At 42.7% G+C, this 14,427-nt stretch carries 12 protein-coding genes; 8 read left to right on the top strand and 4 right to left on the bottom strand.

Features of this window, described 5'->3' with window-relative positions; translation table 11 throughout:
* Positions 1-169 precede the first annotated feature (169 nt).
* A complete protein-coding gene (locus tag BM739_RS08700; protein ID WP_076539680.1) occupies positions 170-2,260 on the bottom strand; it encodes a M13 family metallopeptidase in 2,091 nt (696 codons plus the stop codon).
* A gap of 285 nt (positions 2,261-2,545) precedes the next feature.
* On the opposite strand from BM739_RS08700, the gene rsuA reads away from it, so the two are divergent.
* Positions 2,546-3,235, top strand: a complete 690-nt coding sequence (gene rsuA / locus BM739_RS08695) for a 16S rRNA pseudouridine(516) synthase RsuA (protein ID WP_076539678.1) — start codon at positions 2,546-2,548, stop codon at positions 3,233-3,235.
* 73 nt (positions 3,236-3,308) lie between these two features.
* Here rsuA and argR read toward each other — a convergent pair whose 3' ends face one another.
* Positions 3,309-3,779 carry a transcriptional regulator ArgR gene (argR, locus tag BM739_RS08690; RefSeq protein ID WP_076539676.1) on the bottom strand — a complete coding sequence of 157 codons (471 nt, stop codon included), beginning with the start codon at positions 3,777-3,779 and terminating at the stop codon, positions 3,309-3,311.
* Between the two features lie 305 nt (positions 3,780-4,084).
* Here argR and mdh point away from each other — a divergent pair, with 305 nt between their 5' ends.
* Complete coding sequence (mdh, locus tag BM739_RS08685; protein WP_076539674.1) at positions 4,085-5,020, top strand: malate dehydrogenase; 936 nt, start codon at positions 4,085-4,087, stop codon at positions 5,018-5,020.
* A 115-nt stretch (positions 5,021-5,135) separates the two neighbouring features.
* Here the strand turns inward: mdh and BM739_RS08680 are convergent, their stop codons facing one another.
* A complete protein-coding gene (locus BM739_RS08680) occupies positions 5,136-6,017 on the bottom strand; it encodes an SDR family NAD(P)-dependent oxidoreductase (protein WP_076539671.1) in 882 nt (293 codons plus the stop codon).
* A 56-nt stretch (positions 6,018-6,073) separates the two neighbouring features.
* On the bottom strand, positions 6,074-6,463 hold the full coding sequence (locus tag BM739_RS08675) for a thiol-disulfide oxidoreductase DCC family protein (protein WP_076539668.1): 390 nt from the start codon (positions 6,461-6,463) through the stop codon (positions 6,074-6,076).
* 170 nt (positions 6,464-6,633) lie between these two features.
* Here BM739_RS08675 and BM739_RS08670 point away from each other — a divergent pair, with 170 nt between their 5' ends.
* The 6 genes from BM739_RS08670 (at position 6,634) to folM (ending at position 14,244) form a co-directional block, all read left to right on the top strand.
* Positions 6,634-7,719 (top strand): efflux RND transporter periplasmic adaptor subunit, encoded by a 1,086-nt coding sequence (locus BM739_RS08670; RefSeq protein ID WP_083698105.1) that lies wholly within the window; start codon positions 6,634-6,636, stop codon positions 7,717-7,719.
* A gap of 2 nt (positions 7,720-7,721) precedes the next feature.
* Complete coding sequence (locus BM739_RS08665) at positions 7,722-8,822, top strand: efflux RND transporter periplasmic adaptor subunit (RefSeq protein WP_076539665.1); 1,101 nt, start codon at positions 7,722-7,724, stop codon at positions 8,820-8,822.
* 69 nt (positions 8,823-8,891) lie between these two features.
* Positions 8,892-11,960, top strand: a complete 3,069-nt coding sequence (locus tag BM739_RS08660) for an efflux RND transporter permease subunit (RefSeq protein WP_076539663.1) — start codon at positions 8,892-8,894, stop codon at positions 11,958-11,960.
* A gap of 346 nt (positions 11,961-12,306) precedes the next feature.
* On the top strand, positions 12,307-12,663 hold the full coding sequence (gene folX / locus BM739_RS08655) for a dihydroneopterin triphosphate 2'-epimerase (protein ID WP_076539769.1): 357 nt from the start codon (positions 12,307-12,309) through the stop codon (positions 12,661-12,663).
* A gap of 41 nt (positions 12,664-12,704) precedes the next feature.
* Complete coding sequence (folE, locus tag BM739_RS08650) at positions 12,705-13,349, top strand: GTP cyclohydrolase I FolE (protein WP_076539661.1); 645 nt, start codon at positions 12,705-12,707, stop codon at positions 13,347-13,349.
* Positions 13,350-13,518: 169 nt separating this feature from the next.
* The gene (folM, locus tag BM739_RS08645) at positions 13,519-14,244 is read left to right on the top strand and encodes a dihydromonapterin reductase (protein WP_076539659.1); all 726 of its coding nucleotides are present in this window, start codon (positions 13,519-13,521) and stop codon (positions 14,242-14,244) included.
* Positions 14,245-14,427 lie beyond the last annotated feature (183 nt).

Below are 14,427 nucleotides of genomic sequence, written 5' to 3'. Positions count from 1 at the left end.
ATTGTTGAAGCTAATGCTTTTAAGGCGCAAATATGTACTTTATCCAGCAAAATAAAAAGGGCATCAAATGATGCCCTTATTGATTTTTCACTCAAGCTAGTGATTTAAGCCATTTACTCAAGCTAGTAACTTAAGTCATTCACTCAAGCTAATGACGTTAAGCTAGTGATTACCAGATTTTTACCCGCTCGTCAGTGGCGATAAACATCTTGTCACCTTCTTTTACGCCATAAGTTTGGTAAAACTCAGGCATATTAGACAATGCGCCTAATGCACGGAAGTGACCTGGTGAATGCGGATCAGTCGCAACGCGGTTACGCAGTGCTTCTTCTTTCATTTTTACGCGCCAAATTTGGCTAAAGCCCATAAAGAAGCGCTCGTCACCGGTTAAGCCGTCAATGATCGGTGCTTCTTCACCGTTCAATGACATTTTGTAGGCTTTATAAGCGATGGTTACACCAGATAAGTCACCGATGTTCTCACCTAAAGTTAGCTCGCCATTAACGTGTAAATCATCAAATACTTGATAACCATTGTACTGAGTTATTAATGCTTTACCCTTAGCGGTAAAGGCTTTTAAATCAGCCTCAGTCCACCAATCACGCATGTTACCTTCGCCATCAAATTTAGCGCCTTGATCATCAAATCCGTGGCCCATTTCGTGGCCAATGACTGCGCCAATGCCGCCGTAGTTTACCGCGTCATCCGCTTCAAGATTGAAAAATGGTGGCTGTAAAATAGCTGCAGGGAAGACAATCTCGTTCATGGTTGGATTGTAATAAGCATTAACGGTTTGCGGCGTCATGTGCCACTCGCCTTTATCAATGGGCTGACCGAGTTTAGCGATATCTTTGTTATGGGAAACAACCGCGGCACGTTTAATGTTGCCGTGTAAATCATCGGCAGCAATGGTGAGCTTGCTGTAGTCTTCCCACTTATCTGGGTAACCGATTTTAGGGTTAAATTTAGCTAACTTGTCTTTAGCGGCCACTTTAGTGTCTTCGCTCATCCAATCCAATGATTCAATGCTAGTGCCGTAAGCGCCACGTAAATTTTCAACCAATTGGCTCATACGGGTTTTCGCTTCAGGTACAAAGTGACGTTTCACATACACTTTACCGACAACTTCACCTAAGGTGCCACTGACTGTGCTAACGCCGCGCTTCCAGCGAGGTTGTTGCTCTTCTTGGCCATTGAGTGTTTTCGAGAAAAACTCGAAGTTTTCATTATCAAGGGCTTCAGATAAATGACTGGCATTATGGGTCAGCGCCATCCAAGTCATGTAGGTTTTCCAAGTATTAAGATCATTGTCTTTAATCACTTGGTTGATGCCTTCAATAAAGCTTGGTTGGTTAATGATGATGTCAGCTTGAGCATTACCGCCAAGGGCTGCTAAATAGCCATCCCAGTTAATGTCTGGTGCTAAGGTGGCTAAATCTTTAACTTGATAAAGGTTATAGGTTTTAGTGCTGTCGCGGGTTTCAACCACATCCCAATGTTGCTCAGCGATAGCGGTTTCTAATGCTAAAACGGTTTGCGCTGCTTGCTTGCCATTTTCAAGGCCGGCAAGGTCAAACATTTTTTCGATATGCTCAACGTACTTGCTACGGATATTAACGAAGCGTTCTTCTTCATTGAAGTAGTAATCTTTTTCAGGAAGGCTTAGACCATATTGCCAAATATGGGTGGCGTAACGGCTAGAGTCTTTAGCATCAACATTGACATAAAACGCTAATGGCGTGCCGCCACCATTAACTTGGCTCTCGCCAAAATAAGCGGTTAATTCATTCTTATCTTTCAGTGCAGCAATTTGGGCAAATTCAGCTTGGATTGGGCTAACACCGAGTTTATTTAGGGTTTCAACGTCCATAAATGAACGGTAAAGGTCGGCCACTTTTTGCTCATCAGTACCCATTTTAAGATCTGGGTTTGCACTGACATCTTCGATGATGGCTTTAACGTCGTCACGGGCATTTTCGCGCAAGTCGTAAAATGCGCCAATATTGGTGCGATCACCAGGGATTTCCGCTGTCTTTAACCAGCCGCCATTTACGTAGAGGTAAAAATCATCTTGTGGGCGAACTGACTTGTCCATATTGTCAAAGCTAATACCTGAGGTAAGGGCTTTTTCAACGGCTACTGCGGTTTCTGTTTTAGCGACTTCTGGTGCTGCGGATTCAGTGACGGCTTGATCTGAGTTACAGGCACTAAGGCCTGCGATAAGTGAGGCGCAAAGCCCACCGATAACTAGCTTTTTCATGTTGTTTCCCTATGCATTGAAGAATGAAGCCTTTTTATCGGCCTTAGTTTTGAGTTGTTATTATTATTCGACTGCCTTAAGGCAGTTTTATGTGACAAACATGTTAAGTCTTAATGGGGGCGTTTAACAAGGGCTATGGCTAGGCATTTAGCGATAAATGCTTCAAAAACTAGCAGTCTTGTGTAACTAAAAATTACCAAGATGTTACCAGCGCCATTTATCGTTTTCTATTTGCTGGCCAACAGCTCATAATAGCGACCAATTAGTTTTCACTTGGTTTTATATATGCGTTTAGACAAATTTATCTGCGAGAGCACTGAGCTGACTCGTTCATTAGCAAAAAGAGTTATCAAGTCAGGTGAAGTGACCTGTAATGGTGTGGTGGTTAAAGACGCGAGCTTTAAAGTGAAAGATGATACTGAAGTGTGTATCGAAGGTCGTCAAATTAAGATAGTGGGCGAGCGCTATATCATGCTGCATAAACCAGTAGACACCATTTGCTCAACCATTGATGAAGAATATCAATCGGTGTTGGGATTAATGGATATTGAAAAAGTCGATACGCTGCATATTGCCGGGCGTTTAGATGTGGACACCACAGGTTTGGTGCTGATCACCAGCGATGGTCAATGGTCACATAAAATCACCTCGCCTAAAAAAGATTGCGGTAAACGTTACCTTATCGAAGCTGCTGCATCACTTGATCCTGCATTGGTGGAAACCTTTGCCGAAGGGATCCAATTAAAAAGTGAAGATGGCTTAACTAAACCGGCGCTGCTAGAGATCATTGATGAATACCATGCCAGATTAACCATCAGCGAAGGTAAGTATCATCAAGTGAAGCGTATGTTTGCTGCAGTTGGTAATCGGGTGGTGAATTTACATCGTGAAGCTGTGGGTGAAATTGAACTTGATGCTGATTTAGAAGAAGGTGAATGGCGTTTTCTCACTGATGCTGAAATCGCCTCAATTTAACGCTTACACACTGTTAAAACCCAAAAAAGCAGCCTAAGGCTGCTTTTTTATGGCTCAATGAAGCTTGAATATGCTATTCACTATAACCAAACAGTGACTTTACTGTTTCTAAGGTATCATCAATGGTTTTGATACTTGAAGGACAAATAAAGATAGTGTCATCACCAGCAATGGTTCCCAAAATCCCTTCAGGCTTGCCTATCGAGTCTAATAATCGCGCAATAAGCTGCGCTGCACCGGGGCTGGTTCTGACTACGATCATCGCTTGGTTATGATCCACATCCAATACCAGATTTTTAACTGGGCTACCTGCCGTTGGCACACCTAACTCAGCGGGTAAGCAATATACCATTTCTTGCTTAGCATTACGGGTACGTACAGCACCAAACTTACTTAGCATACGGGAAACTTTTGACTGGTTAATATTGCCAAAACCTTCTGCTTGCAATGCGATTACGATTTCACTTTGGCTACCAAAGCGCTCTTCCTTTAATATCGACTTAAACGTCTTTACGAGTTCATCCTGATTCTTAGTCGCTGGCATATTTTTTTCGTCTTATAGTAATTTTTAAAAAGAATAGATTTTATTCAAAAAAGTAGCTTATTCTGAATAGATAAACGCATCAAGTCAAGAAATAAGCTAAATTGGTGAATAAAAATTCATTTTAGCTGTTGTTGGCTAAATTAGTCATTATTTATATACATATCATAGAATAAGTAAATTAGTGTGATCTACTAAGGGATAATTGAAATCCTCGCTGTGATCCAGTAATGTGACGCCACAAGAAAACATGATCTGTGTCACAGACCAGACTGAAGTCAATCACTAGAACGTAATTGGAGATCATCATGAAAGTAGCTGTACTTGGTGCTGCTGGCGGTATCGGCCAGGCCTTAGCTTTACTATTAAAAACTCAACTTCCTGCAGGTTCAGAGTTGTCTCTATATGACATCGCTCCTGTTACTCCAGGTGTTGCTGTTGACTTAAGCCACATCCCTACAGATGTAAAAGTGGCTGGTTTTGCTGGTGAAGACCCAACTCCTGCGCTAGTTGGCGCTGATGTTGTTCTTATCTCTGCGGGTGTTGCGCGTAAGCCTGGTATGGATCGCTCAGATCTATTTAACATCAATGCGGGTATCGTAAGAAACCTTATTGAAAAAGTGGCGGCAACTTGCCCTAAAGCATTAATTGGCGTTATCACTAACCCAGTAAATACTACCGTTGCTATTGCAGCTGAAGTACTTAAAAAAGCAGGTGTTTACGATAAGAACCGTTTATTCGGTGTGACGACACTTGATGTTATCCGCTCTGAAACCTTCATCGCTGACCTTAAAGGTCTAAACGTTGCTGATGTAAACATCAACGTTATTGGTGGCCACAGTGGTGTGACTATTCTGCCACTACTTTCACAAGTTGAAGGCGTAAGCTTTACTGATGAAGAAGTTGCAGCGCTAACGACACGTATCCAGAATGCGGGTACTGAAGTTGTTGAAGCTAAAGCGGGTGGCGGTAGTGCGACTCTGTCTATGGGTCAAGCGGCATGTCGCTTTGGTCTATCTTTAGTTCGCGGCCTACAAGGCGAAGCTAACGTGGTTGAATGTGCTTATGTTGATGGCGGCAGTGAACATGCTGACTTCTTCGCACAACCTGTGTTACTGGGTAAAAACGGTGTAGAGCAAGTTTTACCATACGGCGAAGTTAGTGCATTTGAAGCTAATGCCCGTGATGCAATGCTTGATACATTAAACGGCGACATCAAACTTGGTGTTGAATTCGTTAAGTAAATTTAAGCTTATCAATTTTTGATAACTTGATTTACCGCTAAAAATGCGAAGCCTTGGGCTTCGCATTTTTGTTGCTGACAAGCTAAAGTTGCACACAGCCTAAAAGAGCTAAGCTTTACCAACTAATCTGTTTACCTTGCCAATCAATAAAGCTTGCTTGGCCATCAAAGCTGATGGGCGCAGTCATTTCAGGGCTCTCTACTGGGTTTGTCGCTGTATCGGCTAGCACAATGGCGTTATTGATTTGCAGTAATTGCGCTGCAACAAACGCTGGAGTGAATAATTTTCCTTCTGCGACATTGGCCTGAAACGGTTTTGATAATGGGGTGTCAGTGGTGCCGGGATGAAAAGCAATGAGCTTTACGTTGTTGGCTCGCCGAGCATATTCAATCGCCGCGGTTTTAATCAGCATGTTTAGCGCCGCTTTTGAGGCGCGATAGCTATACCATCCTCCCAAGCGGTTATCGCTAATACTGCCGACTCGGGCGCTAAGCAGATTAATAATACAGCCCTGTTTACCTGCCACCAGTTTAACTAAATGCTGCAGCCACAACATCGGGGTAATGGTATTTGATTCAAACAAAGCCTGCATAGCCTCAGGGTCAACATCTTCTAAACGCTTTTCAGGGGTTATTGTGGTTGCAGTGTCACTCATTTGATGCTGATTGTGTAATCTGCCATTACAAATAAATACCCGAGTAATTTGACCTTTCAACGGCTGCAATTGCTGGCACAGTGTGGCAATGGCGCCTGCTGAATAATCGCAGCTAATGTGTTGATGAATTATGGCTTTATCACTGTCATTTGCCAATTTCGTCTCAGAAGTTGTGATTGGCGGGGTTATTGCTGATTGGCTGATACTGATAATGTGCTTTATGTCAGTGGCCGTTGCTGCATCTTGCTGAATCAGCGCAGCAATAATGGCTTTTGCAATCCCAGAAGATGCGCCAATGATTAATGCAACTGAGCCTGAATGTGCAGTGAATGATTGGCTCAAGTAAATCTCCTTAGATTGACGGCTGATTGTAGCCATAGCTATAAGCTATTAACTCACTATTTGATGCTACAGCTACCGTCTTCACAGCGCTGCTTACCGGTTAACAGGTAGGATAATTTGTAGCGGTGTTTGGCGAAGCCAAGATAAGCCACATCGGCTAATGGTTTGATGCAAGGTAAGCGCAACAACTGCAGCCATTGATGTTTTCCGGTGAGTGCCCAAGCTTTTGCGGTCACATCCAGTCCCAGTAATATTTCGCCATGGTTGGTTTCTGCATGCAAAATTTTGTTGGCTTTTTCTAAGTCGATATGGGGATACTTTTCGGCAAAACCGTCTTGGTTTAAATCAGCCAGCTCAATTTTGTGCAAGCGGTCATGTTGCTTTAATTGTTGCATTTCATTGCTGCATAAGGGGCAGGCACTGTCGTAAAAAATCCGTAATTCCATTTCGATACCTCTATGGTTAATTACTGAGTTATAAATTAACTCAATAAGTTACTACACTTAATCTTACGTCAAATGTGCTTGTTTAGATCTTTGTTGGTGGCTTATAGTCGCTATTATTGTAAGTTTTTGAATGTTATTATCCAGTTAACTAAAATGTTTCGGAGCAAAAAATGAAGAAGCCCTGTAAATTTTCTTCTTTACTCGTGTTCTCCTTGGTGGCTTTATCCAGTCCCTTTCTCGCGCATTCTACTGCTGCTGACGAGACAACAGCAGCATCAGTTGAAATCCCCAGACCCGTTAAAGTCCAGCAAATTGATGTGGGCAGTGATTTTCGTGAACGTTTTTTACCCGGTGAAGTAAAAGCCTCTGAAAAAGCCGCTTTATCTTTTCGGGTTGCTGGTGAAATTGCTGACATTTTTGTGCGCCCCGGCGATGCCGTAGAGCCCGGCCAACTGCTTGCACAGCTTGATGGCGCTATTTATATACAGCAATTGGCTGTCGCTCAGGCGCAATTTGAATTAGCTAAAGTTCTGTTTGAGCGTAATGCATCTTTGGTTGAGCAAGGGGTGGTTTCGCGTAATGATTACGACCAAACCAAAAGCGATTACACCATTGCCCAAGCCGCTTTAGATAAAGCCAAAGCGGATGTGACTTACACCAAATTATTGGCGCCATATAAAGGCATCATTTCTAAACGCAGCAAGCGTGCTTTTGAATATGTTCAAGCCCAAGAAGAAGTGATGGGAATTCGGATCGAATCAGCCATTGATATTAGTTTTCAGTTACCAGAGCAGTTTATTGGCGCGATTCAAAAAGCCGGTTCAAGCTTTGATAATATGCAAAACGTTGAGGTGAAGTTTGACAGTCGCGATCGTTGGTATGCTGCCAGTTTAAAAGAGCTCAATACCATTGCCGACTCAACCACGGGTAGTTATACCATCATTTTAACCTTGCCAATGCCTGAGCAACTTAATGTGCTACCGGGGATGTCGGCCCAAGTAAAAGTCAAACTGCCTGCCAGAACCGCAGATGCTCACCCTAAAATTCCTGCTGGTGCGGTGATTACTGAAAATGAAACTGACTTTGTTTTTATCTGGTCGCCAAAGGCGTTAACCCTTGAAAAAGTGCCAGTAAAATTAAAAGGCAATCGCTTAGTATCTGGCCTTGAAGATGGTGACTGGTTAGTCGTTGCAGGAGCATCTGAGCTTAAAGATGGCCAAGCTGCGGTGCAATGGATTAAAGAGCGAGGCTTATAAATATGAACAGTAATTTTATCTATAGCATGCTTAAAAGTGCTGGCCTGCTGCTGGCGGTTATGACACTGAGTGGCTGTGACAAAAGCCCCGATATTGAGCCCAATGTTACCAGAGTGACGACTTACGCTTTACCGATTGTAGATAACTCGGTGATCCGTGAGTTTAATGGTGTTGCTAGAGCGCAGGACTTAACTAACCTTTCTTTTCGTGTTGGCGGCCGTATCGCGCAAATTCCAGCCAGCAAAGGCAAACAGGTCGAAAAGGGAGATTTACTGGCGATATTAGAAAAAACTGACTTTGAGATTGCTTTAAGCGATCGAACTGCACGTATGGAGGTTAATTTTAAACAATCTGAACGCGGTAAACAGTTGGTGGCTAAGCAGTTAATGGCGCAATCTGATTATGATCAAATGAATGCCCAGTACTTAGTGGCAAAAGCCGAGGCAAGGCAAGCAGAGCTTAACCTGCAATACACTGAGCTAAGAGCGCCGTTCTCAGGGGTGATCAGTGATGTATTTTTAGAGTCTTTTGAAAACGTGCAGCCGGGCGTACCAGTGGTGAGTATTCAAAAGATTGAGCGCATCGAAGTGGACGTACAAATCCCTGACATGTTGATAGCGGTGTCAAAGAAGGCTAAGGACAGAAGTGTAGGCGCATTATTAGAGGTCAGTTTTGAAGCCTTTCCTAATGCCAGATTTGACGGCCATTTACTGGAAGTTAACACCGAAAAAGATCCTGCTACCTCAACCTATATTGCCACTATCGCAGTTGATTTAGACCCTAAATATAAAGTACTTGAAGGTATGCCTGCTAAGGTAAAAGTTGACTTAAGCCACCTTACTTACACCTACAACCGTCAGTTCATGGTCCCTATTGAAGCTGTGATTATGCAAGATGGCAGTGACATCGAAATACAAGACAGTGGTGTTTGGTTGTTTGATAAAACTGATCAATCCATTCAGTATCAGCACGTGACTTTAGGGGTGATTGTTGGCGACAGAATTGAAGTTATTGATGGCCTAAAAGATGGCCAAGTGATTATTCAAACGGGCGCTTCACGTTTAGTGGCCGGTCAAAAAGTACAAGTAGTAGGGGGAGTGTAGGCTGATGATTGTATTGTTAATAAACCCATTACTCACAATCGTTCCAGCTAACACAAAGGAAAGTGTCATATGAATATTGCAGGCTACTTTGTCAAAAACACCGTCATTAGCTGGATGTTTACCCTGATCTTATTGATTGGCGGCTTAATGTCATTTACCGGCCTTGGTCAGTTAGAAGATCCGCCGTTTACCATTAAAGATGCGGTAGTGGTCACCCTGTATCCGGGGGCGACCTCAACGGAAGTTGAGGAAGAAGTGACTTATCCTATTGAAAAGGCCATTCAAGAATTGCCTTATATCGATACCCTCAAGTCATTGAGTACATCGGGAATGTCGCAAATTACTGTGACCATGAAAAATAACTATGGTCCTGATGAACTCCCACAAATTTGGGATGAGCTGCGCCGTAAAGTCAATGATATGTCGGCCAGTTTACCGCCAGGGGTTCAGGCCCCTATGGTCAATGATGACTTTGGTGATGTTTACGGGGTGATGCTAATGGTCAGTGGTAGTGATTACAGCTACCGCGATATTTTAGATTATGTTGATTACGTTAAACGTGAATTAGAGCTCGTGCCAGGTGTAGGTAAAGTGTCATTGGCTGGCAATCAGCAAGAACAAGTTTTTGTTGAAATGTCATTGAACAAAGCTGCCAGTTCTAATATCGACCCATCTTTAGTAAGTAACCTGCTTAACTCACAAAATATGGTGTCTGATGCCGGTAACATTCAGGTTGCCGGTGACAACTTAAAAATCCGTACCAGTGGGGGCTTTAAGTCTGTTAGCGAGCTAGAAGGGCTGATTATTCCGGGCACCCAAGGCGATAAGCTTATTTACTTAAAAGATGTCGCCACAGTATCGCGGGGCTTTCAAAATATTCCCACTAATCTACTGACCTTTAATCAGCACAATGCGATTAACATTGGCATCGCCTTTTCAACTGGCGTGAACGTGGTTGAAGTGGGTAAAGCCATTGACGCCAAGCTTGCCAGTATTGAAAGTGTCCGTCCTGCGGGCATGATGATTGAAACCATGTATAACCAGCCTAATGAAGTCGATGCTTCAGTGGGCAGCTTTGTGTGGAACTTAATTGCCGCTGTGGTGATCGTTATCGGCGTGCTACTGGTCTTTATGGGCATTAAGTCAGGCATTTTAATTGGGTTAATTTTGTTTTTAACCTGTTTAGGCACCTTCATGTTGATGCTGCAAGCAGAGATTGAGCTGCAGCGAATATCTTTAGGGGCGTTAATTATTGCCTTAGGGATGCTGGTGGATAACGCCATTGTGATCGTCGAAGGCATTTTAATCGGCAGGCAGCGGGGCCAAACCACCTTAGAAGCAGCTCAAGGCATTGTAAAACAAACCATGTGGCCATTACTTGGTGCGACAGTGATTGCTATTACTGCCTTTGCGCCAATCGGTTTATCACCTGATGCTACCGGTGAATTTGCTGGGTCTTTATTCTGGGTATTGCTGTTTTCACTGTTTTTATCTTGGATTACCGCCATTACCATCACGCCATTTTTTGCACAGCTATTTTTTGGAAAAGATGCTGAAAAAGTGGAAGGTGAGCTTAAAGATCCCTACGGTGGCGCCTTCTTTGTGTTTTACAAAGTGTTACTCGATTGGTGTATGAAGCATCGCTGGGTCAGTGTTATCGCCGTGGTGATGGCATTTTGTATTTCGATTTATGGCTTTGCTTACGTTAAGCAGTCGTTTTTCCCACCTTCTACCACGCCGATTTTCTTAGTGGATGCCTGGATGCCAGAAGGCACAGATATTCGTGAAACTCAGGGCATTGTTGAAGGTATGGAATCCATCGCCATGGAGCTTGATAATGTTGAGTTTGTCGGCTCAACCATAGGTAAGGGCTTTCCGCGTTTTCTACTGACTTACTCGCCAGAGAAAAACTACGCATCTTATGCGCAAATGGCTATTCGCACCGCCGATTTTGAATCCCTTAGCGGGGTAATGAGTGAATTTAGAGCTAAAGTAGAAGCCAAATACCCACAGACGCAGTTTAAGTTTAAGCGCTTAGAAATCGGCCCTTCAACGGACGCTAAAATTGAAGCGCGTATTAGCGGCGCAGACCCTGATGTATTAAGAAGCATTGCCGCGCAGGTGATGGAGATATTCCATGCCACACCGGCCACCGTTAACGTGCGTCATGACTGGCGTGAACGGGTGAAATACATTGCGCCTCGCTTTAATGAAACCCAAGCAAGACGTTTAGGAATCGTAAAAAGTGAAGTGGATGAAGCGATTAAGTTTTCGTTTACAGGGTTACAAATAGGGGTGTACCGCGAAGGGACAACCTTATTGCCTATCATTGGCCGTTTACCAGAAGATGAGCGTATTGATATCGACTCACTTGAAAGTGTTCGTATTTGGAGCCCTGCGCTGTCTGCCTTTGTACCGCTGCAGCAAGTGGTCGATGGGTTTGAGGTGAAGTTTGAAGATCCCATTATTCAACGCCGTGATCGCAAACGTACCTTAACGGTATTTGCCGATACGGATTTTGAATATGACATTTTACCGGCGCAATTGTTTGCTCAAATTAAGCCACAAATTGAAGCGCTAGAATTACCTGTGGGTTATGAGCTGCAGTGGGGCGGTGAGTTTGAATCATCAAATGATGCCCAAGAGTCATTATTTGCCACCTTGCCATTGGGCTTTTTATTCATGTTCTTAATTACGGTATTCTTGTTTAACTCAGTGAGAAAACCTTTAGTGATTTGGGCGTGTGTGCCGCTGGCCATTATTGGTATTACCTCAGGCTTATTGATTTTAGATAAACCCTTTAGCTTTATGGCGCTGCTGGGAATGTTAAGTTTATCGGGCATGCTACTTAAAAACGGTATTGTCTTGCTGGATCAAATTAACACTGACATTAATGACGGCGTCGAAACCTTTGAAGCGGTATTTAACTCAACCGTTAGCCGTGTGAGACCGGTTTGTATGGCAGCAATCACCACCATTTTAGGGGTATTACCGCTATTAACCGATGCATTTTTTGAGTCATTAGCGGCAGTAGTGATGTTTGGTCTTGGGGTTGCAACCATACTGACATTAATTATAGTGCCGGTGTTTTATCTTATTTTCTTTAAGGTAAGCTACAGAAATTACAAAGAGTTTTAATGAGTAATTTACTTAAGGTTAATCTTAGTGCCAATGTGGTATTTGATTTTCCTTAAGGTAAGTGACAGAAATTACAAAGAGTTTTAATGAGTAAGCGATTTAAAGTGATTCAGAGTAACAGTGTAATATTGGCTTAACTACAAGCTTGATTATTAGGCTAAGTTACACAAACTAATAAGCATTTTAGTTCGCATAATCGTTTTTTTATCGCTATAAATAGGAGAGTCAGCAGAGTTTAGCTTGGCTCTTTGTTATTTGATCTTTATTCGATGTATTCACGTATTGCGCATTGGTATACAAAAACAGTATCCAAAAACGCGTATTCAAAATGAGGCTTTCTATGTCAATTAGCCAAGCAATTATTAAAGTTACTAATTTACGTTTACGTACTTTCATCGGCTTTAACCCTGATGAACGAGAAAAGCAGCAAGATGTTGTTATCAATATTGAAATTCAGTACCCAGCCGATAAGTCGTTTCAAACAGATGATGTTGCTGATGCGCTGAACTACAAGATAATCACCAAGAAAGTGATCCAACATGTTGAAGAAGGCCGATTTTTATTACTGGAAAAATTAGTTGCTGATGTGCTGGCAATTTGCAGTGAACATCCTTCCATTACCATGTCGCGGGTGACAATCGACAAACCACACGCATTACGTTTTGCCGACTCTGTTTCATTATCATTAGAGCAGCGAAAATAAAGTGAGTTTTAATTTGGCACGAGTTGCCATAAGGAAAACACATGATTTCTGAAGAAGCACGTAAAGTACAGCAAGTACTGATTGAGCGAGGTCTAGAAACCCCAGTCGTTGAAAATGACATGACTAATGAGCAAAAAGTGGCTCGTATACAAGGATTGATGACAGAAGTTATCTCCACCCTTGGACTTGATTTAACCGATGACAGCTTATGTGAAACCCCTCATCGAATCGCCAAAATGTATGTTAATGAAATCTTCTCAGGGCTTGATTACAACCACTTCCCCAAAGTCACCCAAATTGACAACAAAATGGGCGTCGATGAAATGGTTAAAGTCAGTGATATTAGCGTGGTGAGTACCTGCGAACATCACTTTATTACCATCGATGGTGTCGCCAATGTTGCTTATGTACCGGGGCGAAAAATCATTGGTTTATCTAAAATTAACCGCATTGTGAAATTCTTTGCCCAGCGACCTCAAGTACAAGAGCGACTTACCCAGCAAGTGCTGGTGGCGCTACAAACCTTGCTTGAAACCGACGATGTTGCCATTAGTATCAATGCCACCCATTACTGCGTTAAATCCCGAGGCATTATGGATACTCAATCCTATACCAAAACCTCCGCACTAGGCGGCTGCTTTAAAGCTAATCCTGCCTCAAGAGCTGAATTCTTTGCTAAGAGTTAAGCGGCTGTAGCTAACACCATACTTAAAGGTCATTAATTTCGAGTCAATGAGGCTATTATTAATTGCTTATGATTAATTGCTAATGATTAATTGCAATGATAAACGACTGGATTAATGACCTGTTTTAACACTGCTTATTTTCAATAAAAATCATCATAAGAGAACTGCAATGAAGCAAACTATTTTCATTACTGGCGTCGGCAAACGTATTGGTTACGCCTTGGCAAAGGATTTTCTCGCTAAAGGTATGCATGTCATTGGCACCTTTAGAACCCATTATCCTGCAATTGATGAATTAGCCGAATTAGGTGCCGACCTTTATCAGTGTGATTTGTGCATTCCTGCTGAAATAGACGATATGTTAGTGCGCATTAATGCCACCCATGACGAGCTTCACAGCATTATTCATAATGCATCTGACTGGCATAACGATAAAACCAAGCCGGGTATGAGCGCTGCCGATATTATGAATCGAATGATGAACATACATGTGAGTGCGCCGTATCAAATTAATCTGGCACTGGCCGACAAATTAATCGCCTCGGCGAATGAGCAAATTGGTGCGGTTAATATCATTCATATCACCGACTATGTGGCAGAAAAGGGCAGTAAAAAGCATATCGCTTATGCGGCCAGTAAAGCGGCAATGCACAATTTAACCCTGTCATTTGCGAGTAAACTTGCGCCTATGGTGAAAGTCAATTCCATTGCCCCTGCGATGATCTTGTTTAATGAAGGTGATGATGAGGCCTACAAAGTTAAAGCGCTAGCCAAAGCCATACTGCCTAAAGAGGCCGGTAACCCTGAGATCATTGAATTAGTTGATTACCTCACAAGCAGCCAATACGTCACAGGTCGCAGCTTTGCGGTGGATGGTGGCAGGCACTTAGCCTAACTTTTTTTGCTATTGAGTTTATATAAGGGAGCCGCGGCTCCCTTTTTTGATGGCTGAATATTTTAAATAGACATCTAGACGTCTTATTGTTAGGGTGGAATTAAGCTGTTTTTGGGTGATTTTTTAATGGCTGCGCATGTTATTGGATAATTTAACTATTTAAACAATCTATTAGAAAATCTA

It is taken from the genome of Shewanella sp. UCD-KL21 (assembly GCF_001957135.1).
Lineage (GTDB): Bacteria > Pseudomonadota > Gammaproteobacteria > Enterobacterales > Shewanellaceae > Shewanella.
This window is presented reverse-complemented; position numbering and strand designations above follow the sequence as displayed.